Origin of the sequence: Undibacterium umbellatum (assembly GCF_014284125.1) — a bacterium.
Classification (GTDB): Bacteria; Pseudomonadota; Gammaproteobacteria; order Burkholderiales; family Burkholderiaceae_D; genus Undibacterium; species Undibacterium umbellatum.
The window spans coordinates 153,713-176,445 of the sequence record NZ_JACOFX010000013.1 but is presented as its reverse complement, the minus strand read 5'-3'; the positions used below and the strand labels follow the sequence as shown (position 1 = coordinate 176,445).

The window sequence follows — 22,733 nt, the reverse complement described above, 5'->3', positions numbered from 1 at the left end:
GTATTTGCTGTGCATGTTGTACGAATCAAGCCATAAACCTCGCCAGATATTCTGGCGAATTAATAAACTGCCCGATCAGCGTGACCACATCTGTACCTGACTGCGCCAGCAGTGCATCAAACGTCGCCTGATCTGGTGCACGACCCAAGAGACCGATGTAATCCAGCGTCAGCGATACTTTGGATTGCGAATTCGCCTTGAACTCCGTCGATTCCGTAAAGCCTGCCAGCATATCGCCCCTGGAGAGGCCACTCCCCAGTTGCCCCAGCCAGTAGGCTTTGCCTGCTGCATCTGAACTGCGGTGCAAGACATTCTGATAGACACGGTCCACAAAGGCCGTATTATCCAGCGCCCCGTAAGTCTTCTGGAACTCTGCACTCGATACAAAGGAAGAACTGATCTTGGAGAGGTTCATGCCGTCCTTTTGCGCCTGCATCCAGTAAGCCAGGCCCTCACGGTCAGGCAAACGGTCAAAGGCTCCAAAGTACAGACGCGTGATACCACCGTTGCCACTCTGGAATTCTGCCGACTCCATGAACGACGCCGCCACCTGCGCCCGGCTCATCTTCCCACTGTCGATTTGCTGTTGCCAGTACTGCACGCCTGCTGTATCAGCCTCACGGAACAGTACATCGCGGTAGAGCTGCATGGCAAACAAGTCAGAACGGTGCAAGACATCATTGTCTTTGACATCGAGTTTGGTACCGACCTTCGCTTCGATCGCATCCGGGATGCCATCACTATCCTTGTCGCCCGGCAAAGAAGTACTTGGGTTGGTCGGCACCGTAGTTTTAAAGCCCAGACCACCATTGAGAGTAATCTTGCCATCGACCTTGCCGTCTGCATCAAAGAGTCCGCCGTCCGTGATCTTGAAGTCCACTTTCAGCTTGCCGTTTACTGTCGCAATATTCGTCGCGATATTCGTCCAGGTGCCAGCCTTGTCTTGCACCCAGTAACCATTCACTGGCCCCATCGCATCGGTGTACAGCGACATCGTGGTTTCCTGACCTGCTGCCAGGCCAGTCAGCTGGGTGGTGATCATGCCATATTGCAAGCCCGGTTCTGCTGGCAGTGTCGCTGGCGCTACCGTGGTGTTCACATTGGTTTGTGACAGGAAGTTATTATTCGCCAGCGTCACATAATGGTTATTCGCTGTCGTATTGTTATGCCAAAACAGCGAACTGACATTCTTCTGCGATTGATCCGGTATGCCGTCACCATTACCATCACCATTGCCGGATCCCAGCAGATTCGGTACTTCTGCTTCTACCCACTGCAGGGTGCCATCGCCATCCGCATCCGAGCCGCTCGTGCCAGGATTGTCAGTGTTAGGGTTGATGCTATAGGCTTGCGAGAACGTCGCACCACTATTACCCCCCAGATCGGCCACCCTGACCTTGAGGGTGCTGCTGCCAGAAAGTAATTGATTCGGTAAAGTCCATGCGGCGCTACCCACGGTCGCCAGCGCATTGATCCAGCTAGTACCATTGTCGAGCGAGACCTGGACGGTTCCGCCGACTGCCAGGTCAGCAGTGAGGCTGCCCGAGATGGTCTGGTCGCTGATGGTGGTGATGAAGTCAGTAGCGCTGACACCATCATCATTCGACAGACGGACAGAGCCTATGCCCGTTGTCGGCGCGGTATGGTCTACCTGATACAACTGCCCGGTAAAGCCGCCATTGAGTGGCAGACTGGACGTATCCACAATGCCTGTGCCACTGCCCTTGAGATTGAGGCCCAGGGTACCATCACCTGTCAGGCCCGTGATCCTGACGCTATAGGTAGAAGGGTCAAGCTGGGTGACGCTGCTGATGGTGCCTGCCGCAGTGCCTGTAGTGGCCAGGGCAAAGGCTGCCGCATTCACACCCGTCACCGCTTCACTGAAGCTCACTTTGTACTCTATCGTACCCAGACTGGTGTTCTCAGGCTGGATACGGGTAATACCGGTAGCAACAGGCGCAACATTATCGCCAACAGCGATAGTAAAACTCTTCTCATAGGCAGCACCCAAGGCATCGGTGGCGCGCACAAAGACACTGTAATTACCCGGTGTCATGCCCACAGGGTTCTTTGCCACCAGGCTATTGCCTGAGATAGTGAACTTGCTATTGTCCTTATCATTCGTGCCATTGCCTGTTACCAGGGTGAACGCTGCCGTGTCACCCGGATTAGGATCAACCGCAGTCAGCGTACCAACCGTCGTATTGTCAGCAGAGCCCTGCTGTACAGCCGCATTCGACAGCGTGATATTGGTCGGAGCCGCATTGACACCTGTGGCAATCACGGTGGTGGTGTTGTTCAGTACTGCAGAAGCAATACCATCATTGGCGCTGATGGTAAACGTCGTGGTTTCTGTGCCGCCCACAGGGACACGGCCCGCCGCTGGCTGGAATACCAGGCCACGGATGGCGGCCTCAACGGCAGCCGGGGTACCGGCTGCATGGGTATAGGTCAGACCGCCATCGGCGGTTGAGAAACCTGTGGCTGCCAGAGAGGCGGCAGTAAAGGCTCCTTTGGCGGCGGTATCGAGGCTGATGATGATGGTTTCGGAAGCACCTACATCCGGATCGGTGATGGTGACACCGGTAAAAGGAGAAACCGTGGTGGTTTCTATGACTGTCTGGCCCGCGACAACACCGCCGATGACGGGGAGGGAATTAGTATAAATGGCGATGGCTTTGTTGCTGCCGAGCGAATTGGCCGCACCGGGCGCAGCCAGCGTCAATGTGGCATTATTGCCCAGCGAATCCTTGATAGTACCGCCATTCAACCGCAAAGCAGTACTGTTCTGGTAATCGAGGTCGGCGCTGACATCACCTACCTGTACGGTGTAATTAAAGGTGATCGTGTTAGTGCCCGAACCGCTGACATAATTAGTTACCCGATCTATGGTGCCAGTTTCCATTGTCAGTTGAGGTGTCCCGGTGACATTGACGGTTTCATTGAAGGTGATGGTGATCGGTATGACTGTGCCTGCGGCATAGGTGGTATTTGCTGCGCTGGAGCTGACATTCGTTACCAGAGGGCCACTGTTGTCCAGTGTATAGAACTGGTCGCCAGTATGCCCGCCAACGATGGCATTGCCAGCAATGTCGGTGACACCAGTGCCGCTGTTCTTGAAATCCAGCCTTAAGGTGCCGTCACCACTGACAGTGTTAACCCGTACGGTCCAGACGTTGCCAATTGGGCCTGATAGTGACGCAATGTTTCCGCTGGCTGTGCCTGTCGTTACCAGCGCAAAATCGGAAATGTCCAATCCACCATTTGCCAGGTTCTCCGAGAAATTGACCTGGAAATCAACAAAGCTGCTGTTGCTGGGGCTGGCTGACGCACGGTTGATGCTGGTGATGGTAGGCGCAACGCCGTCAACCAAGACAGAAGTCGTACTGCTGACACCATTCAGATTGAGAACAGCATTATTTCCTACAGTGTCTTTGATGCTGCCACTATTCAAAGCAATACTGCTACCCAGACTGATGCCATTGGCATCAAGGTTACCGCTGGCAACCGTATAACGGAATACAAGTGCGGAAGTGCCACTTCCACTCACATAAGTAGCCGCTACAGTACCACCGGTATCGAGCGTTACTGGAATGGTTGGTGTTCCTGTAACGTTGACGATTTCATTAAAATTAACCGCAAAATCCAGGCCTTGTCCAGGCGCATAGGTGGCGTTGGCGGGAACTGCGACAGTACTGATAGTTGGGGCTACGCCGTCCACCATGACAGCATTCGTGCTGCCGACACTATTCAGAATGAGAGCAGCATTATTTCCTACAGTGTCTTTGATGCTGCCACTGTTCAAAGTAATACTGCTACCCAGACTGATGCCATTGGTATCTAGGTTGCCGCTGACAACCGTATAGCTGAATACGAGTGCGGAAGTGCCACTTCCGCTCACGTAAGAAGCTGCTACGGTGCCACCGGTATCGAGCGTCACTGGAATAGTTGGTGTTCCCGTAACGTTGACGACTTCATTAAAATTAACCGTAAAATTCAGGCCTTGTCCAGGCGCATAAATGGCGTTGGCGGGAACTGTGACAGTGCTGACTGCAGGGGCAATGCCATCAACATTGACTGCGGCTGTGCTGGCTATTCCATTCAAGTTAAGAGCAGCATTATTGCCTGCACCATCTTTGATGGTACCGCCATTGAGGGCGACGCTGCCGCCGACAGAAATACCGTTGCTGTCCTGATTGCCATCAACGATGGTATAGCCAAATAGAAGTGAGCTGCTGCCGCTGCCACTGATATAAGTAGCGGCAACTGTTCCACCCGTATCCAGTGTGACGGGTAAGCTGGGTGTGCCAGTCAACGTCACGGCTTCACTAAAGTTGACGGTGAAGTTCAAATTTTGTGCGGTTGCATAGTTTGCATTTGCCGGTACGCTGACCGCGTTGACAGCAGGTATGCCCGTGTCAAAAGTCAGCGCAGGGCTGTTGCCACCACCACCGCTATTACCTGCCGCATCGGTATAGGTGCCTGACGCAACGGTGATGCTGGCTGTGCTGGCATTGGTTGCCGGGTCTGGTGTGAATATCGCAGTGCGCGTTGTGCCTGTACCATTGAGACTGCCTAAACTACCGCCTGCAACCGAAATGTCAACCGCAGTAAAACCAGTTGGAACTTCGCTGAAGGCGAAGCTAATTGTCGCCGTTTCGCCAGCTTTGAGAGTGCTGACGTTGCTGCTGATGATAAGTGTTGGCGTCTTGGTGTCTACAATGAAATTGCTGCTGCTGGTGATGCCTACGCCGGGCGTATGAGTCGAATTATAGGTACCAGGCAAATTGACTGAAATGACGTTGCTGGCGCTTTCAAAATTGGTATTCGGTGTAAAAGTTGCTGTGAAAGTGATGTTGTCGGCGGTTTGCAAGCCTGAAAGTATGCCGTTGGCAATATAGATATCGGCGGTTCCAAAGTCAGAGACGGCTTCGGAGAATGTAAATGTCACATCTTGCGTATCGCCAGCCTTCAGGGTGGGTTTGGACAAAGCTATATTCACAGTCGCGGGGGTACTATAGGCAGTAATCGTGCCCAAACTGGCATCAATACTGCTGCCATTGGTGCCAGCAATATTGCCAGTTCCCGAAGCGGTGCCGCCAAAGCCACCAGCACCTTTGTTTCCAGTACTTAAACTGGCGACTGATGCTGTATCCATCAATAGGGTGCCGGTTGACCAGATACCACCTATGCCGTTTCCGCCAGGACCACCGTTGCCGTGATTTGTATAGTTGGAAGCTGCGCCGCCACCGCCACCACCTCCGGCAGCAAGGTTATTGGTGATGACGCTACTTGTTATCCTTAATGTCCCGCTGTTAAAGATACCGCCAACCGCATTGCCGCCGGTACCTCCAACATAAATGCCGCCACTTCCGCCACCGCCACCACCAATAGAGATCGCGCCGTTGCTTGCCGACGCTCCCGCACCTCCCAATGTATAGGATGAACCGAGAAACTGCACGTGCGCGCCGCCGCCCGCACCGCCCGTGGTACTGCCGCCGTAACCGCCACGTTGCCCGCCAGATGTGCCAGAGCCGTTACCCCCATGACCAGCACTTGGTGCTGTGGGTGCTTCGCCAATCCGGTCCATTCCGCCAATGCCACCCAAGCCAGCACCATAGCCACCACCGCCGCCGCCGCCGCCTCCTTTGGGGTAACCACCACCTGTACCACCACCGCCTGACGCTTTGTTGGCAGTGATCGTACTGTTGCTGATGGTTAAAGTACCAGCATTGCGTATCCCGCCGCCTGCGCCATCAAGACCGGCTCTGCCAGGCCCCTCCAGGTTGCCCGTATTATCTCCACCGTTTCCAACTGCCAGGCCATTGGTGATGGTCAGGTTTTGCAGTGTTGCCGTCGCTCCTGTGGAGACATCAATAACGCGTGTTAAATTCCCTGCATCAATGGTGACTACCCCGCCTGCATTGTTCTTGCTGCCAATGACAGTGAGAGAATGCCCAGAATCAGCGGCGATGTTGATCGTGTTACTGCTTGACGTAAATAGAATATCACTGGTCAGTGTCAAAATGTCATCGGCACCGTTGGAATTCGCGGTTGCCATGGCAGCCTGCAGGCTGGCCAGGTCAGATGCCGACAGGGTTGCTGCCAGATGATTCCAGTTTGCCAGCTTTTGTGTATCCAGAACTGATGAAGTGTTTGCTATGCTATTGGTAGAAATTTCCAGTACCCAGTCACCAGCACGCCCTGCAGTCCCGGTGTCATTTGTGGATGCCGCCACATCAGCTCCAGTTATCGCTGCCAGGTCTTTGATAAAGCTTTGCCCATTAGTGCCAGCACCTACATTGCAGCCATACAGCAAAAGGTCTCCACCTGGCTTCACGGATGCGCCTATGGATTGCAGTTGACTTTGATAAGCTGCCATGTTGCCCGCGTGCAAAACGGCGCTACCCAGTAGCATGACGCCTTCGTCACCATGCGAGATGATGGAGATGGAGTCCACATTTTTGTGATTTTTGAGTGCATCGGCAATCTGCTGTACGCCATCCTGGTCTTTGTCCAGCACCACGATCGTCGAACCGGGCTTGACGGCATCAACGATTTGCTGGAAGTCAGGCAAGCGGCTATCGATGAAAATCATGGACTTTTGCACAACTGCTGACTGTAAATGTTGATCAATGTTTAGCGCAGAAGCCATTGCATTTGAAGTAGCCAGGGGCATTGACAATTGGGTAGGCAATTGCGGGTCAACGCCAGTTTTTTCCTCTTGCGAATTGGTATGGGGGAACAGGGTCATGGTGAGCAATTTCTTGGATAGGAAACAAATGCAGGCATGGCAGCAATGAGATAGCGGGGCACCATTTCATGAGCTGTATGATGTTGCTGAAAGCAAAGCGACAGAACTGACAATCAGGCAAGCAAATTGCGAATTGTAAATAGTTGCCGTAAGGGCTTCGTAAGAGAAGGGAGCTTGTGACTAAGAATCAGGCTAGTCAGGATACTAAGTAGAGGATGGGGAATATTAAAAAACGAACTTTACTCAGGCGATAAGGTCGTTAGATATTGATATCTGCTTGAAGAGTTGGCAGGTGCTGAGTATGTACTTGCAAAGCCTGGACTGGAAATAAAAGGGCCTATGCAAAACCCGTGCAACCCTGGTGCAGCAATTGGTATAACCATTGCCAGCTCCTTGCGTTGGAATATTTTGCATAAGCCCTGCTTATTGAGCTTTAACTTGAGCCAAAACTGGTCAAGTCAAGCGCAAAATCAGAATGCAGCTTGAACGCCTACATTCAGATTTGTGATGTTGCCGCTTGAACCAACGAAATCAACTTTACGTGTAGTGATTTCAGCGCGAGCTGCAAAATTAGGAGTGAATGCATAAGTCACGCCTACGCCAGCCATAACTTGCGCAGAATTCTCGCTTGTGGAGCCACGCAGGTTGCCGAAGGAAGCAGTTGCTTCGCCTTTGGAGTAGGCCAGGCCCAGTTTAGTGAACACACCCCAGTTGGTATTCAATTGCGCACGGTATACGCCAGCCAGATCGATGCCAGTCGCTTTCAGTTCTGCAGACAGACCACCGGCGCTTGCTTTGACTGTGCCCAGAGAGTAGTAACTTGCTTCTACACCCCAGTTGGAATTCAGATTGTAACCACCCAGGATATTGAAGGATGTGTCATTAGTTTTGCAGCTGCTTGTGCCAGCACAGTCCATATTCCAGCGAGCTTGACCAACTGTAGCACCAACATAAACTTGTGCACTTGCTGTAGCGCCAGCGAACAGACCAGAGATTGCCAGAGCAGCGGCGATAATTTTTTTATTTAACATGTTGTACCTGATTGATTTTAGATAGAGCAACAGTGATTTCTTCATATGTCAAACAAACAAATGTGAAATTCTGATGTTGCAGTGCAAAATTTTATTCTAAAATCATCAAAATGTCAAAAAACCTTATTTGATTTCCAATCATACATACAGTTTTCGATATGTATGCATGGAAAGCAATTTGTTGCATTTAAAATAGTAAGCCGCCACCTTTTCTGAAAAGCGCCATATCAACATAATTGGACATGCGATGTGTAGTGTCTGAAGGAGCAAGGGTGACGCCGCCCAGATCGATGACGCTCTTCTGTGCAGCAAGGGCTTGCAAGGCATCGCGTCCTGGTTTGCCGGTCTGTATGGCTTTGACCAGTGTCTTTGCTACCATGAAACCTTCAAAGGTCAGTGCAGACAAGTCTTCATCCCTGAATTTTTTCATCATATTGCTATGATCTATCTGTACCAGGGATTTTTTGCTCAGGGGATTTGGTACCACCTGTGAAAAAACCGTCCACTCCAATGCCTTGGGTCCTGCAACTTCAGCCAGGGTTTCCAGGTTAATCAATGACATGCCAGCCACAAAGGTGCGCGGTGCCTGTTTTCTGAATTCTTTCAGAAATATGCCTGTGCCCAGGGTATCTGCAATGGCAATGACGATGCCAGGATTGGATTTGGCCAGGATGGCTGATTCTCTTTCCATATCAGTTGCAGAAGTGCCGATGCGCACCAGGCCGTTCATGAGCATATTGCGCTTGCGCAACTCTGCGACGACGTATTGATACATGTCCTGATTCAAGGCATTTTCCTGATAAGCAATACCTACGCTTTTGATGCCAAGTTTATCGAAGTACGAGAAAATATACTGCATTTCTTGTTCCGGGCTTGGACGCCAGAACAAGACACGGGAATTGTAGGTCTTGACTGAGGCAATCAGGGGGGCAAATAAAGTCAGCCCGCTCTGCGCAAACTTGGCGCTGCCCAGTACTGCGTCAGTCACGGCAGATCCAATGCCACCCAGCAGGTAGTCTGCCTTGTCTTTTTCCAGTAAGTCGCTGATTGCTAGAGCTGATTGTGCAGGATTGCCCTGATCATCACGTACCAGATACTTAATCCGTTTGCCACCCACTCCACCATTCACATTGATGCTATCAAAGTAAGTGGTGATACCTGCCACATAGTCACGGCCAATGCTACCATTCGGTCCGGACAAGTCGATAGCCTGTCCAACGACGATGGTGTTCCCTTGGGCTTGTACATTCAAAGCAAATAGACTGCATAGCAGGGCAAAGCAGAAAGTCCAGAGTCTGACTAGGGAAAACATACTGATTACCTTTGAAATATTGCAATGTAACAATTGTTACATTTAATTATGACTATGGAATGACGCGGCTTTCAGCTGGCTAATATTTGTAAGTTATATGTTTATATTCGGTTCTGTAGATGGGAGGGTTTTGTAGTGGCGACTGGACAAATATTGGGTGTCATAGGATGGTCAGGTAGTGGCAAAACCAGCTTGCTTGAATATCTGGTTACCGAATTGACATTAACAGGCCACAAGATCAACGTGGTCAAACATAGTCATCACGATGTCATCATCGAGCCACCACAAAAAGACAGTTCACGTTTGCGTCTTGCTGGCGCTCAGGAGGTATTGCTGGTGTCGCCTTATCGATATGTGATTGCGCATGAGCTGCGACAACAGGCTGAACCATCGCTGGATGAACTCTTGACACGTCTCTCGCCAGCAGATTTGACGCTAGTAGAAGGATATAAGTGGGAAGCCATGCCAAAAATTGAAGTCTTTCGGCCATCTCTTGGTAAATCAGCTATTTATCCTGAAGATGGCCATGTCTTGCTGGTCGCTTCCGACGCTCCAGCCCCGACAAATTTGCGACCTGGTTTGCAATGGCTGGACTTGAATCAGCCGCAGCTGGTGCTGGAGTGGATAGTTGCTGCGATGCAAAACAAGATTTTCAAAAAAATCTGAAATATTCCTAAAGACTTCTCAAAAGCAGTCGTTAATTGATGTAGACGGATAAGGAGAAATGTCATGGACGTAACCGGTATTGCCAACGCGGCAACAACATTGGCTGATGTGGGTACCAGTCAGGCTGTAAGTATTGCGGTGCTGAAAAAAGCCATCGATATTTCGGCTGAAAGTGCAACGGCACTGATAGAGGCTATACCAGATAATAAGTCTATTGCCAATTTACCACCTAATCTGGGTAGAAATATCAATACCACTGCGTGATTTTGTTGTTTGCCTTTCAGGTATTTGGTAAGTAGATATTCAAACAAAAATTTCAGGAAGCGCGCTGTTGGCGCGCTTTTTTGTTCTTGGGTTTCTCTGGGTTCCTTTTGATTTCTTTGCGATGGCAGGCTGATTTAACGCAAGCAAGTTGTTTGCCTATCAGCGATAATCTCGCCTATTCGCTCTCTTAATATCAGGATTTCAGTATGGAACAAAATTCTTGGGGCTGGTCAGAACGCCTTAGCCTCAGCTATGAACCTATGGACGATACTCACAAAGAGTTTGTGGAGCTCTGTGCGGCCTTGTCTGAAGATAATCCTGCTACCTTTCTGGCCAGGCTGGATGCACTGATCGTGCATTCTATCGCCCATTTCGAACAAGAAAATCAGTGGATGGCGGAAACCGCCTTCCCTCCAGCTGGTTGCCACAGACAAGAACATGAGGCTGTGTTGGAAGTCATGCAGGAAGTCAGGCGCAGGGTGGAGTTGGGTGAAGCTGATTTGGCGACGCGCCTGGCTGAAGAGTTGCCATTATGGTTCGAGCACCATGTCGATACCATGGATAATATGCTGGCTCGCTTCATGGCAAGCAATCCGGAAAAGCTTGCCGATGCTACTGTCAATGCTGTGCAAACTCAGCCAGCCTGAACCCGGATTTCTATATCGCCCAGGCTGACGACCTGTCCAGCACGGATTTTTGCAGTCTTGCGCAATTCCTGTTCACCATCCACACTGACGTCACCGCTGGCAACAATCATTTTGCCAGCGCCGCCACTCTCGCACAGACCAACCAGTTTCAATAACTGGTTGAGTTCTACATATTCGCCTTCCAGGCTAAAACTCGGGTTTTGCATATAAATCCCTTTGATGCTGCAATAAAAGGCACGCAGCTTACACTATTTCTCCAGGTGGTAGGCGAGTGACGGCTGCTTTTGCTTTATCCAGCCACATTCTCAACTGGGCAATCAAGTCTGTCTGGCTAAAAGAGTAACTTTCCTCAGTAAACAGGCTGCCTGACTCAAGTCGACTCAAGAGATTTTCCATGACTTCGCGAAACTGTGGCGGCAAGGCTATCAACAATTTAGTCTGACCGCGCCAGATTTTACAAAAGAGGGTGATATTGATTTGTTCTGCTGATAAATCCTGGAGGCTTTGTTGCAATTCTTCGATGAACTTGAGCATATAGAAACTTTTAACTTGAAAAAATATCATAAGCTAGTAGGATAATCTGATCGCGGCTTGAATCCAATCGAAAATGCAGGACGTATAAGTTTATGTGGGTAGCGCGACTTAAAATATTTTTCAGAAACTTTGTAAGTTTGCCTTATCTGCATCGACTATAAGCTGTAGTTTCACATTTTCCCAGGTGGGATGTTTTGCTGAGTGGCACATTTAATCAATTAACAGGAGATAGACATGAGTAATAAAGCAATGGTTGCAGTCGCACTGGCAGGTTTGTTGGGTTCCAGCATGGCAATGGCCGCAGAGCCAGCCAAGACAGAGAAATGCTTTGGCATTGCCAAGGCTGGTCAAAATGACTGCGCAACTAAATCAGGTTCCCATTCTTGCGCTGGACAATCCAAAAAAGACAATGATCCAGCGGAATGGAAAAAAGTCCCGGCTGGTTCATGCGAAAAAATGGGTGGCAAACTGGATTCACCTAAATCCTGAGCATTTCTTTTTGAGGGAGCCATATTATGTTGTTTGATGTCGACTAATTTATTTTGACTGATACGGCTCGCACAAATTCTCAACCCACGTCTGCTCTGCAAGGGGTAGGCGTGGGTTTGCGCACTCCACACTACCGTGATTTTCTGCATGCATCTGCAATCGATCCAGCACCTGCCGACTGGCTGGAGGTGCATTCAGAAAATTATTTTGGTGACGGCGGCTATGATTTGCATGTACTGCAAACCTTGCGACGTGATTATCCTCTAAGCCTGCATGGTGTTGGCATGGGCCTGGGATCAGCTCAGGGCTTTTCTGAGCGCCATATTGCTCGCCTGCTGCGTTTGATCGAACGTACCGAACCCGCTTTGGTTTCTGAACACTTGTGCTGGGGCGCTATTGCGGGCAGGCATTTGAATGACCTCTTGCCTTTACCACTGATGCATAGCGCGCTTGATCTGGTGGTTCAGCGCGTGGATGAGCTGCAGAGCCGCTTGCGAAGACAGGTGTTAATAGAAAACGTCTCCACTTATCTGCGCTTTGTCCAGGACGATATGTCGGAAGCAGAATTTCTTGCTGCTCTGGTCAAGCGTACTGGCTGCGGTATCTTGATGGATATTAACAATCTGTATGTGAATCAACATAACCATCGTGAAGATGCACAGCAGGCATTGAGTATCATGGCAGGCTTGCCAGTCGGCGCGATCGGTGAAATACACCTTGCCGGTCACTTGCAGACAGATATCTGCCTGGTCGATGATCATGGCAGCCAGGTGGCTGGCCCGGTTTGGGAATTATTCAGACAAGCAGTGCAGACCCTACCCGCAGGTATTCCAGTGTTGATAGAGTGGGATACAGCCATCCCGGACTTGCCCGTATTGTTGAATGAGGCGCATAAGGCCAGGGAAATTCTGGTAGCGTCGACTGCACAAAGTAGAGTGGCTGCGTGATGGTTTTTCATACGCTCGCAGAAATTCAAGAGCAATTTGCGCATGCATTGTTGCAGCCGTCCCGGGTGGCACAAGCTGCTGCCTTATTTAATACGCACCCCTACCAGGACGACAGATTGGCTTTGTATCGGGGAAACCTGACCGCCATCTGGACTTCAGCTTTAAAGAACGCCTATCCTGTTCTGCACCAATTAGTGGGTGAAGAATATTTCGAGCAAGTGGCGCGTGCCTTTGGCCGTGTCTATCCATCAGAATCTGGCGACCTGAACCAATTTGGCGAAAAACTTCCTGAGTTTCTGAAGACGATACCAGATGCAGTGGATTATCCTTATTTTTCAGATGTCGCTGCTCTGGAATGGCAGACACATGCTGCCTACTATGCCGCTGATGCAGAGGTCGTCAGTCTGCATGAAGTGCTGCAGACGATTTCTGCTTGTGGGCAGGATGTACAGGCCATGCAATTGACGTTTCATCCGGCAGCCAGTTTGTATGACTCGGCATGCGATAGTGTGGGGATCTGGGAAGCACATCAGTTAAATTCTGAATCGGGATTTCCTGAGGACGTCGGGCATGTCAGTTTTGCGCTGATTGCCAGAAGCCAGTGGCTGGTCGAAGTGCAAAGAATAGATAAAGCTGGCTGGCTGGCATTAAGGGCTTTGCAGCAAGGCTGCAGCTTGGGTGATGCGCTGGAACTGGCCCTGGAGGCTGATGCAGACTTTCCGATTAATGCCAGCCTGCAATCCTGGTTTTCTGCGGGATTGTTTGCCCAGTTCAGATTTCCTGGAGATAAGCTGTAAGGAACCCCCCGGCAAGCTGACTAAGATGCAGGAGATCACTGGAGAATATTGATGTATAACACCCTGCAATACTTTCATGGCTTAAGCACCCGTTTTGATGACAAGCTCAGCGTCTGGGGCGGTTCTGCCCTTAGCCTGGCACTGCGGCTGTATATTGGCTGGCAGTTTTTTAAAGCTGGCCTTGTAAAAATAGCCGATTGGCAATCCACACTGTCACTGTTTCGCGAAGAATATATGGTGCCTGTCATTCCGCCAGAGCTAGCGGCCTGGATGGGGGCGGGGGGCGAGTTGGTTCTGCCAGTCTTGCTGGTGCTGGGAATATTTTCCCGCCCAGCTGCCTTGGCTTTGTTTGCCGTGAACCTGATGGCCGTCATTTCTTACCCGCAGTTGTTTGAACTGGAGTGTCCGGCAGCAGTGGATGCGCATTTTTATTGGGGGATATTGTTGCTGGTACTGGTCAGTTTTGGCCCCGGCAAATTGTCACTTGATGCATGGTTAAAAGCGCGCAAGCAGCAAGGAAGCTGAACAGCAATCAAGCTGAGTGAGCAGACTGTGTAGCAAATTGAGTATAGAAAATCAGGGCCTGGCAAATCCAGGCCCTTTTTTGTGGCCACTCTTTGTTGAACTAATTATCATTAGTCCTGTCAAATGCAAAACAAAGTCTGGCCTGCCTGGCGGCAGAGCGGATATAGCGCAGAATCTCACTTGAATAAGTTCATCATGCAAAACAAACTTTACTTCCGTAATGCTCAAGGAAAAATACTATGGCGCACGCCTGTTATTGCTGCTGCGGTATTGGCAATTTCCGGCGCGCTGTGGTTTGCCTATTCCAGTAAAACTACGGCGCAGGCCAGTACTAATGAAAAAAAACTGACCGAAAAAGACGTGGTCTATGAGTTGGCGACGGCAGATATCGCCAGTGCGGAGATCAAGGAATTGTCGGCACAATTACCTATCTCTGGTTCACTGGTTCCCGAAAGTCAGGTAACTGTACGCGCCAAAGTTAGTGCAGAAGTGGCAGAAGCTGCGTTGCAGGAAGGCGTCGCAGTTCTAAAAGGCCAGCTCATCGCCCGTTTTACTGCTAATGACTTACATGCGCGACTTACGACTCAGGAAGCGGCGGTGGATGAAGCGCAAGCCAAACTGGGTTTGGCACAAAAGAATCGTCTCTCCAATGAAGCATTGCTAAAGCAAAATTACATTTCACAAAACGCATACGACACGACCCACAATGGCCTGGAACTGGCACAAGCCAGCCTGAAGTCAGCGCTATCGCAAAAACAGGTCGCACAATTGGCCCTGGCGGATACGCAGGTACGCTCGCCGCTGGATGGTGTCATCAGCAAGCGTTATGTGCAGCCGGGTGAAAAAGTGTCTCCAGATACCGCGTTGTATAGCATCGTCAATCTGAGTCGCCTGACTCTGGAAGCGCAAGTGCCAGCCAGTGAAATTCCCAGAGTCAAGACCGGGCAAAAAGTCTTGTTTCACGTTGATGGGTATGGCGGTCGCGAATTTGAGGGTAAAGTCGCGCGTATTAATCCAGCTACAGAGGTTGGTTCGCGTTCCTTGATGGTATATATCGCTGTTGACAATGCCGACGCTGCGTTGAAAGGCGGCATGTTCGCCAAGGGTAAACTGGTGCTGGAGAAAACAGCTGCAAGCACGACTGTGCCACTGACGGCGATTAGGCGAGTGAATGGTGCGGACGTGGTCTATCAAATTGTCAACGATCTGGTTAAGATGCAGACCGTCAAACTGGGATTGCTTAGCGAAGATGAGGGACGGGTGCAGATCGTGCAAGGGCTGGAAGCAGGGGCCGTAGTGATTTCTGCACGTCTCGATAGTGTCAAAGCCGGTAGCAAGGTAAAGATGCCTTCGGCAAATGCAGCGACAAAAGGTTAAGCCATGTGGATGACCAAAGTTAGTATACAAAACCCGGTCTTCGCCACCATGGTGATGGTCGGCCTGATGGTGCTGGGTATTTTTTCCTACAAAGGCCTGGGCCTGGAAAATATGCCCAATGTAGAGTCGCCAGGTGTCTGGATGGAAGTCATGTATCCGGGGGCTTCGCCAGAGATTGTCGAGAACGATATCACCAAGCCGGTAGAAAATGTCGTCAATACCATCAGTGGTGTAAAGCGCATCATGGCCAGCTCGTATGAAGGTCGTGCTGGCATCTGGATAGAGTTTCATTTGTCAGTAAATGGCGACAAGGTCTTGCAGGAAGTGCGTGACAAGGTTGCCCAGATACGCCCCAGCTTTCCTAAGGATGTGAAAGACCCTTTTATCGTCAAGGGTGGCAATGAAAATGGTCGTCCGATCGTGCAAATGGCGGTCAGTTCTGGGGAGCGTAGCTTGCGTGATTTGTCGAATATGACAGATCAGATTATCGTCAAGAAATTGCAGAGCGTGCCAGGTGTGGGACGGGTGGATGTGCGTGGTGCCGTTGTGCGTCAGGTTCAGGTCAAGCTCTTGCCTGACCGTATGGCAGCAAATCACATTGGTGTTAATGAAGTCCTGGCAGCGATACAAAGTACCAATCAAAACATGCCTGCAGGTTTGATTACACGTGGCGCACAAGATCAACTAGTCAGGCTGGAAGCAAAAATCGCGGACACGCGTGGTTTTAATAAAATCATTGTTGCCCGCCGTGCCGGTGCGCCAGTCTATCTGGAGCAGATTGCTGAGGTGATGGATGGTGAAAGAGAAGAATACTCCATCTCACGCGTGAATGGGCAAAGGTCGGTCGCCATCGCAGTCAGCAAGATACAAGATGCCAATGTCGTCCAGGTTGGTGACGGTATCATTGAAGCGATTGCTGATCTCAAAACACGCTTACCCAAAGATGTGCAAATGACAGTTAGTGAAAACAATGCTGATTTTGTCAAGCGCTCTCTTAATGGTGTGAAAGAAACCATACTTGAAGGTGCAGGACTGACTGTGCTGATTGTCTTCCTGTTCCTGCATTCCTGGCGCAGTACTATCATCACTGGTTTGACCCTGCCTATTTCGGTCATCGCTACCTTCATTGCACTCAAGGTTTTTGGTTTTACCCTGAATTTCCTGACCATGATGGCCTTGTCCCTTTGCATAGGCTTGCTGATTGATGATGCGATTGTGGTACGCGAAAACATTGTACGCCACCTCGGAATGGGAAAAGGACACAAGCAGGCAGCAGAAGACGGTACAAATGAAATTGGCCTGGCTGTTACGGCCACTACCTTTGCCATTGTTGCCGTATTTGTGCCCGTGGCTTTCATGCAGGGCATGATCGGTAAATTCTTTTTCCAGTTTGGCATTACGGTTACCGTGGCTGTGCTGGTGTCGCTGTTTGTCAGTTTTACTCTGGACCCCATGCTGTCATCAGTATGGCGCGAACCGGAAGATAACCGCTTCAAGCGTTTGCCTTGGTTGGCGAAATTCATGGATGGTATAGAGCATGGCATAGAGAAGCTACATGTGATTTATGGAAAATTATTGCACGTGGTTTTACGCAAACGTAAGACCACCTTGTTGCTGGCATTTTCCTTGTTTATCGGCAGCTTCTTTTTGCTGCCCTTGATCGGTACTGAATTTGTACCAGCGGCGGACGAAGGTCAGATCACCATCAGTCTGAAAACTCCGGTTGGCTCCAGTCTGCAATACACGGACGATAAAACCCGACAGGTTGAAGCTATTCTTAAAGAGATGAAAGATATCGAGACCATTAATACCTCGGTCGGCGTAGAGAATGAGAGAAATGCCGCAGAAATTAATATGAAGCTCAGCGAGAAGCGTGTTTCTCACCGTAAATCTCAAAAACAGATAGAGATGCAAATTCGCGAGCGTTTGAAAAGCATACCAGGTATAGAAATGGCCGTGGGTTTTGACAAGCCCATCTATGTGGCCATACTTGGGCCGGATGCTGACAAATTGCAGAATGTGATTGATGGCGTCATGAAAAAAATGGCGACTATCAAAGGTATTACCGATCTGGAGAGTAGCCTGACTGGGGCCAATCCGACGGTGCTGGTCAAGGTCAATAATGAATTGGCGAATGATCTGGGTTTGTCGGTACAGCAAATCGGTGCAGCCTTGCGCCCCTTTGTTGCCGGCGATACTTTGGGCCAATGGCTGGCGCCAGACGGGCAAAATTATGAAATCAATGTGCAGTTGCCTAAATCAGGCAGGCAAAAAATTTCTGACCTGGCCGAGCTCTCACTGGCCAGTAGCAGGCTGGATGCGAATGGTAAGCCAATGATGGTGCCTTTGCGTCAAGTGGTGCAATTCTTGCCTAGCACCAGTCCGCGCGTCATCAAACGCCAGGACTTGCAGCGCAGGGCAGCGATTTATGCAAACGTAGAGGGACGGCCTGCTGGCGACGTAGGTACTGAAGTGCAAAATCTGGTGAAAACGATAGAACTACCACCTGGCTACCGTTTTGATATTGGTGGCCAGACCCGGGAAATGCAAGAATCGTTTAGTGCTGCCGTGGCTGCGCTTGGCATAGCAGTCATCTTCATTTACCTGATACTGGCTTCGCAATTTGGCAGCTTCCTGCAACCATTGGCCATCATGACGGCGCTACCTTTTTCCCTGATTGGTGTATTGCTGGCGTTGTTGATTACGGGCAGCACCCTGAATATTTTCTCCATCATCGGTTTCATCATGCTGATGGGCCTGGTGACAAAAAATGCGATTTTGCTGGTTGATTTTATCAATCAGGCGCAAAAACAGGGTATGAGCCAGTTTGATGCCGTGCTGGCCGCTGGTCAGGTGCGCTTGCGTCCCATCATGATGACAACATTGGCGATGATATTTGGCATGATGCCGATGGCCATGGGTATCAGTGATGGCGCAGAGACTCAAGCGCCCATGGGCAGAGCAGTCATCGGTGGCATCATCACATCAACGCTGCTGACTTTGCTGGTGGTGCCGATCGCCTATACTTATCTGGATAACTTTGGCAAAAAGGCAAAAGCGTATTTTGCTCAAGATGAGTCAGAGAAAGTCTTGACCCCGGCTACCGTGAAAACAAAGGCGGCGAGCCATTAAAATTTATGTGTTGAGTCTTGCACATTGGTAAATAGAGGTTATACTTGCCGCCCGGAAAAAGGCCGTAAATTATTTAATCTTTCCCCAGAACTTTCAGGAATGTTGTATTTGTCCCTCATGAAAAAAACCGGGGCAAATTCAGACAAATTTTTTAAGAGTGTTTACTCTAGTTGCGTAGTTTTAGCTATTCAGCAAATTGCGTAAATGACATACTACTTGCTGAGTTTTAGAACGCTCGTTCCATTTTTAAAGATGGCTATGAGGGTTCTACTGACTTGCATAAAAATACTTAACAGGAGACAACAATGCGTCAAATTCATGTAGCGCTGGGCTTGCTGTCCGCTGCCGTTTTATCGGCTTGCGGTGGTGGCGGTAGTGCTGGTCCAGTCATCGACAATACACCTACCCGCGGCACGCTGGTCGCCAACCCACCAGTATTGGTGCCTATCCCCCAGGCTAGTGGCCCGGCATTGACCAAGCTTGACCCTGTCGTTTTCAAAGCTTCTCTGGATGCAGCCAAACCTGGTCTGACACAGCTTACCGGTGCGCCAAAATGCGAAATCAGTACTTATTACATGAAGTACATCACCGTCGGCGGTGCGAATGAAATGACAGACGCGACCGGTGCCATCATGGTGCCTTCTGGCAGCGATCCAGCATGTACCGGCCCACGTCCTGTCATTCTGTATGCGCATGGGACGACAGTAGAAAAATCCTTCAATATGGCAAACCTACGGGATAACTCAGAGTCTACTTTGTTGGCCGCCATGTACGCAGCGCAAGGTTTCATCGTCGTTGCTCCTAATTATGCCGGTTATGACACTTCTGCACTGACATATCATCCTTACCTGAATGCAGAGCAACAAGCCAATGATATGGTTGATTCCCTGCGTGCTGCACGTAAGGCTTTCGCTACGATCGGCGCACAGGATTCTGGCAAGCTGGTGGTCAGTGGTTATTCTCAGGGCGGTCATGTGGCCATGGCTACCCAACGCGCCATGCAAACAACCTACGCATCAGAGTTCAAGGTAGCTGCATTGGCTGGCATGTCCGGTCCTTATGCAATGTCCTTGTTGGGTGATGCAACTTTTGCAGGTAGTCCCAACGCAGGCGGTACAGTGTTCCTGCCTTTGTTGACATCCAGCTGGCAAAAATCCTATGGTGGTCTGTACACTAGTCCGAATGAAGTCTTTGAAGACAAATATGCTGCTGGTATAGAGTCTCTGTTGCCAGGCGCTTTGACTTTCAATGAATTGTTCACTACCGGCAAGTTGCCAGCATATGCGATGTTTGCCAAGGACTCATTGCCAGGCCCATCTTCTCCAGCATTCGGCGCTTTTTTTGGCGACGGCAATCTGATCAAATCCAGCTATCGCAATGCTTATTTAGCCGATGCGCAGAAAAATCCTTGTAACGTCAATCCAGCTGATCCTTTGAGCTGCACGCCTGCCAATCCTTTCCGCAAGGCTGGCGTGAAAAATGATTTGCGCAATTATGTTCCTAATGTGCCGGTCTTCCTGTGCGGCGGTAATGCTGACCCTACGGTCTTCTTTGCAAGCACCCAGGCAACAGCAGGCTTCTTCCAGGCCAAGGGTTTGCCTGCAGCAGCGTTGACGGTGCTGGATGTGGATTCTTCGCCTACGAGTGCTGCTGATCCATTTGCCGCAGCAAAAGTAGGGTTTGGTCAAAGCAAAACAGCTACGATTAATGCAGCCTTAGCTGCCAAGCAGGACCCGGCAGCAGCGGTTGCTGCTGTTTATCACGGCACCCTGGTTCCACCGTTCTGTCACGCCGCATCCCGCGCCTTCTTCCAGCAAGTTTTGGCTAAATAAGAGAGGATGCCATCATGAAAAAAATTCATTTCGCCGTCAGTGCCTTGTTCGGCCTGGCTTGTCTCTCCGCGCATGCCTATGAAAATACAGTGCGTGCCGGTTTCATCAATGTACAGGTGCATTCTGAATCACCTGATTTTACCAGCAATGGCCCCGCATTCCTGACACCACAACCAGCCGGTTTGGTGGTTCAGAACGCAAACACGCTGGCTTTGGGCTACTCTCGCCGTATCAATGATCATTTTGAATTAGATTTCGTTGCGGGTATCCCGCCAGAACACGAAGTAGTAGGTCGCGGCACTTTAGCGCCTTACGGAGTGATTTCCAAAGTAAAACAACGTGCACCTACTTTATTCGTTAATTACAGTTTTGGTAAGCCGACTGATAGCTGGCGTCCTTTTGTAGGCCTTGGTTTGAATTACACACAGTTCTTCGATGCGAAGTCGACTGCGATAGGTAATATTGCAACCGGTGGACCAACCAAGATTGATTTGAAGGATTCGATAGGTCTGGCTGGTCAGATGGGCGTAAAATATCAGTTCAATGAACGCTGGTCGGTCACTGGCACTATCGCAGCTGCCAAAGTCAAAACTGACATGACGGCGACGACTGGCAGTATCGAACGTAAAACGACGATCGATTTCCGTCCTGTTGTTTATTGCGTGGCACTGGGCTACAGTTTCTAAGAAGCTGCTTCAGAAGTAAAAAGGGGTTCCAATGTAAATTGGAACCCCTTTTCTTATTGGTGCTGCACAAAACTAGAAGACTGCTATTTGAAGCGTGTTGCCTTCAGGTTTGCTACGATGGTTTTACCATTGCGTGTCGGTGTGGCTGTGTGACGAACAATTTTGGGCGCTGTTGCACGACGGGTGCTTGCCAGGATGCTGGTCTGATTTACTCGCGTGACGACAGGAGTTTGTATACGCAAGGTCTGGCCATTGGCAACACTGTCACGTTTCAGTTGATTCCAGGATTTTAACTCTGCGACGCTGACGCGGAAGCGCTTGGCAATACCAGCCAGGTTATCGTGTTTGCTGACCTTGTAGCTGACCTGGCGGGTCGAATTTTTTTCTATGACGAGCTGCGCTTTTTCTGCGATTTCCAACGAGATGTCATGGTCTGGAGTTTTCGAGGATTTTGGCACCAGCAAGGTCGAGCCTGCCTTGACCATCATTTTTGCCGGAATGAAATTCACTTCGCGCACAACTTCAGGTTTGAGTCCCAGTTTGGTCGCTAGTGCTTCAACGCGCTCGGTCTTTTGAACAGTATGGGCAGACCAGCTCGAAAGCGGGCCTTGCCACTTATTCAGATTTTCTTTGAACAGGGCAGCATTGTCGGTGGGTAGCAGGATCTTGGTGTTACTTCCGCCAGCAATGACGGGGCGGCTGAATTGCGGATTCAGTGCTGTAAATTCATCCATGGGCAACTCAGCCAGTTGCGCTGCAACACGTACATCAATATCGCGGGTCTTTTCAACACTGACAAAGTAGGGTTGATTATTCAGCTTGGGCAGGGCTAGATTGAATTGCTCTGGATTGCCTATGATGTTTTTGACGGCCTGCAGCTTTGGCAGGTAGTTTTTAGTTTCATTTGGCATATGCACGGACAGACTCTGGAAGTCTATCGGCAAGCCCAGTGCCTGTTGTTTCTTGATCGCGCGCTGGACTGATCCTTCGCCCCAGTTGTAGGCTGCCAGCGCCAGCTGCCAGTCGCCGAACATGCCATACAGTTTTTCCAGATAATTCAGGGCGGCATCGGTGGAGTCCAGCACACCACGTCTGTCATCCTTGAACATGGTTTGCTTGAGGTTGAAGTCCCGACCTGTCGCCGCCATGAATTGCCACATGCCAGTTGCCTTAGCAGTGGAAATCGCTTGTGGATTAAATGCAGATTCTATGAATGGTAGCAGGGCCAGTTCAGTCGGCATGCCGCGCTTTTCAAGCTCTTCCACTACATGATAGAGGTAGCGGGAGCCTCGTTGCACTGTACGCAAAATATATTCTGTGCGTGTGCCATACCAGGCCAGTTGATTTGCCACCAGCTGGTTTTCCAGATCGGGTATGGCATAACCTGCGCGTACTCGCTCCCACAGATCTGTTGTTTTATCGGTGTAATCAAAATTGGCTACGTCAGCGGGTAATTCCAGATTGACTGCTTGACTGGCGGTAACTTGTGCTGAGTTGGTGGTTTCTGGTGCAGAGACCAGGGCGAAAACAGGAGCGGGGGCATCGGCAAGACACATTCGAGGAGCCAGGCTAGCTAGTAAAGCGGCGGTCAATATGCTTGGTGCGTTAAGTCGGAATCGTTTCATAGGCAATTAATTGTCTAATCGACCATGGTCGACGTGGATTGCAGAATCGTGTGAGTGTACGCAAGTGCTGTTTGCAGCGTCAAGGTAAATGTCAGTTATATGACAAGTTTTACAT

The 22,733-nt window shown here is 50.1% G+C and carries 17 protein-coding genes; 11 read left to right on the top strand and 6 right to left on the bottom strand.

Annotation, left to right across the window (positions count from 1 at the left end):
• Positions 1–25 precede the first annotated feature (25 nt).
• From H8L47_RS21035 to H8L47_RS21025, 3 genes are all read right to left on the bottom strand, one after another.
• Positions 26–6,754: a DUF4347 domain-containing protein gene (locus H8L47_RS21035; protein WP_186955552.1), complete on the bottom strand. Its 6,729-nt coding sequence runs from the start codon at positions 6,752–6,754 to the stop codon at positions 26–28.
• 470 nt (positions 6,755–7,224) lie between these two features.
• Complete coding sequence (locus H8L47_RS21030) at positions 7,225–7,785, bottom strand: porin family protein (RefSeq protein WP_186955551.1); 561 nt, start codon at positions 7,783–7,785, stop codon at positions 7,225–7,227.
• Between the two features lie 187 nt (positions 7,786–7,972).
• On the bottom strand, positions 7,973–9,097 hold the full coding sequence (locus tag H8L47_RS21025; RefSeq protein WP_186955550.1) for an ABC transporter substrate-binding protein: 1,125 nt from the start codon (positions 9,095–9,097) through the stop codon (positions 7,973–7,975).
• 135 nt (positions 9,098–9,232) lie between these two features.
• Here H8L47_RS21025 and mobB point away from each other — a divergent pair, with 135 nt between their 5' ends.
• The 3 genes from mobB (at position 9,233) to H8L47_RS21010 (ending at position 10,674) form a co-directional block, all read left to right on the top strand.
• On the top strand, positions 9,233–9,763 hold the full coding sequence (mobB, locus tag H8L47_RS21020; RefSeq protein WP_186955549.1) for a molybdopterin-guanine dinucleotide biosynthesis protein B: 531 nt from the start codon (positions 9,233–9,235) through the stop codon (positions 9,761–9,763).
• A 63-nt stretch (positions 9,764–9,826) separates the two neighbouring features.
• Positions 9,827–10,027 (top strand): YjfB family protein, encoded by a 201-nt coding sequence (locus tag H8L47_RS21015; protein ID WP_186955548.1) that lies wholly within the window; start codon positions 9,827–9,829, stop codon positions 10,025–10,027.
• A 206-nt stretch (positions 10,028–10,233) separates the two neighbouring features.
• Positions 10,234–10,674 carry a hemerythrin domain-containing protein gene (locus tag H8L47_RS21010; RefSeq protein WP_186955547.1) on the top strand — a complete coding sequence of 147 codons (441 nt, stop codon included), beginning with the start codon at positions 10,234–10,236 and terminating at the stop codon, positions 10,672–10,674.
• Here H8L47_RS21010 and H8L47_RS21005 read toward each other — a convergent pair.
• Together H8L47_RS21005 and H8L47_RS21000 are read right to left on the bottom strand one after the other, a co-directional pair.
• On the bottom strand, positions 10,662–10,880 hold the full coding sequence (locus H8L47_RS21005) for an RNA-binding S4 domain-containing protein (RefSeq protein ID WP_186955546.1): 219 nt from the start codon (positions 10,878–10,880) through the stop codon (positions 10,662–10,664). The genes H8L47_RS21010 and H8L47_RS21005 overlap by 13 nt on opposite strands.
• Before the next feature lie 37 nt (positions 10,881–10,917).
• A complete protein-coding gene (locus H8L47_RS21000) occupies positions 10,918–11,208 on the bottom strand; it encodes a hypothetical protein (protein ID WP_186955545.1) in 291 nt (96 codons plus the stop codon).
• 234 nt (positions 11,209–11,442) lie between these two features.
• On the opposite strand from H8L47_RS21000, the gene H8L47_RS20995 reads away from it, so the two are divergent.
• The 8 genes from H8L47_RS20995 to H8L47_RS20960 all read left to right on the top strand — a co-directional run bounded on the left by H8L47_RS20995 (position 11,443) and on the right by H8L47_RS20960 (position 20,993).
• Entirely contained in the window at positions 11,443–11,697 is a 255-nt protein-coding gene (locus H8L47_RS20995) for a BufA1 family periplasmic bufferin-type metallophore (protein ID WP_186955544.1), read from the top strand.
• A gap of 110 nt (positions 11,698–11,807) precedes the next feature.
• Complete coding sequence (gene bufB, locus H8L47_RS20990; RefSeq protein WP_329605477.1) at positions 11,808–12,644, top strand: MNIO family bufferin maturase; 837 nt, start codon at positions 11,808–11,810, stop codon at positions 12,642–12,644.
• Positions 12,644–13,441, top strand: coding sequence for an HvfC/BufC N-terminal domain-containing protein (locus H8L47_RS20985; protein WP_230413850.1), 798 nt, complete (start codon positions 12,644–12,646; stop codon positions 13,439–13,441). The genes bufB and H8L47_RS20985 overlap by 1 nt, the downstream gene beginning before the upstream one ends.
• Positions 13,442–13,492: 51 nt before the next feature.
• Positions 13,493–13,966 carry a DoxX family protein gene (locus tag H8L47_RS20980; RefSeq protein ID WP_186955541.1) on the top strand — a complete coding sequence of 158 codons (474 nt, stop codon included), beginning with the start codon at positions 13,493–13,495 and terminating at the stop codon, positions 13,964–13,966.
• Positions 13,967–14,161: 195 nt separating this feature from the next.
• Positions 14,162–15,343, top strand: a complete 1,182-nt coding sequence (locus H8L47_RS20975) for an efflux RND transporter periplasmic adaptor subunit (protein WP_186955540.1) — start codon at positions 14,162–14,164, stop codon at positions 15,341–15,343.
• 9 nt (positions 15,344–15,352) lie between these two features.
• Positions 15,353–18,475: an efflux RND transporter permease subunit gene (locus tag H8L47_RS20970; RefSeq protein ID WP_230413846.1), complete on the top strand. Its 3,123-nt coding sequence runs from the start codon at positions 15,353–15,355 to the stop codon at positions 18,473–18,475.
• Positions 18,476–18,780: 305 nt separating this feature from the next.
• Entirely contained in the window at positions 18,781–20,307 is a 1,527-nt protein-coding gene (locus tag H8L47_RS20965) for an alpha/beta hydrolase (RefSeq protein WP_186955538.1), read from the top strand.
• A 14-nt stretch (positions 20,308–20,321) separates the two neighbouring features.
• Positions 20,322–20,993 (top strand): OmpW/AlkL family protein, encoded by a 672-nt coding sequence (locus H8L47_RS20960; protein ID WP_186955537.1) that lies wholly within the window; start codon positions 20,322–20,324, stop codon positions 20,991–20,993.
• Positions 20,994–21,076: 83 nt separating this feature from the next.
• Here H8L47_RS20960 and H8L47_RS20955 read toward each other — a convergent pair whose 3' ends face one another.
• A complete protein-coding gene (locus H8L47_RS20955; RefSeq protein WP_230413845.1) occupies positions 21,077–22,618 on the bottom strand; it encodes a transglycosylase SLT domain-containing protein in 1,542 nt (513 codons plus the stop codon).
• Positions 22,619–22,733 lie beyond the last annotated feature (115 nt).

Excerpts from the sequence above, each read along its gene's own strand:
- H8L47_RS21005 (WP_186955546.1), bottom strand. The coding sequence starts at position 10,880 with ATGCAAAACCCGAGTTTTAGCCTGGAAGGCGAATATGTAGAACTCAAC.
- H8L47_RS21025 (WP_186955550.1), bottom strand. The coding sequence starts at position 9,097 with ATGTTTTCCCTAGTCAGACTCTGGACTTTCTGCTTTGCCCTGCTATGC.
- H8L47_RS21010 (WP_186955547.1), top strand. The coding sequence starts at position 10,234 with ATGGAACAAAATTCTTGGGGCTGGTCAGAACGCCTTAGCCTCAGCTAT.
- H8L47_RS21030 (WP_186955551.1), bottom strand. The coding sequence starts at position 7,785 with ATGTTAAATAAAAAAATTATCGCCGCTGCTCTGGCAATCTCTGGTCTG.
- H8L47_RS20985 (WP_230413850.1), top strand. The coding sequence starts at position 12,644 with ATGGTTTTTCATACGCTCGCAGAAATTCAAGAGCAATTTGCGCATGCA.
- H8L47_RS20960 (WP_186955537.1), top strand. The coding sequence starts at position 20,322 with ATGAAAAAAATTCATTTCGCCGTCAGTGCCTTGTTCGGCCTGGCTTGT.
- H8L47_RS20955 (WP_230413845.1), bottom strand. The coding sequence starts at position 22,618 with ATGAAACGATTCCGACTTAACGCACCAAGCATATTGACCGCCGCTTTA.
- H8L47_RS21000 (WP_186955545.1), bottom strand. The coding sequence starts at position 11,208 with ATGCTCAAGTTCATCGAAGAATTGCAACAAAGCCTCCAGGATTTATCA.
- H8L47_RS21015 (WP_186955548.1), top strand. The coding sequence starts at position 9,827 with ATGGACGTAACCGGTATTGCCAACGCGGCAACAACATTGGCTGATGTG.
- H8L47_RS21035 (WP_186955552.1), bottom strand. The coding sequence starts at position 6,754 with ATGACCCTGTTCCCCCATACCAATTCGCAAGAGGAAAAAACTGGCGTT.
- H8L47_RS20980 (WP_186955541.1), top strand. The coding sequence starts at position 13,493 with ATGTATAACACCCTGCAATACTTTCATGGCTTAAGCACCCGTTTTGAT.
- H8L47_RS20995 (WP_186955544.1), top strand. The coding sequence starts at position 11,443 with ATGAGTAATAAAGCAATGGTTGCAGTCGCACTGGCAGGTTTGTTGGGT.
- H8L47_RS20965 (WP_186955538.1), top strand. The coding sequence starts at position 18,781 with ATGCGTCAAATTCATGTAGCGCTGGGCTTGCTGTCCGCTGCCGTTTTA.
- H8L47_RS20975 (WP_186955540.1), top strand. The coding sequence starts at position 14,162 with ATGCAAAACAAACTTTACTTCCGTAATGCTCAAGGAAAAATACTATGG.
- H8L47_RS20970 (WP_230413846.1), top strand. The coding sequence starts at position 15,353 with ATGACCAAAGTTAGTATACAAAACCCGGTCTTCGCCACCATGGTGATG.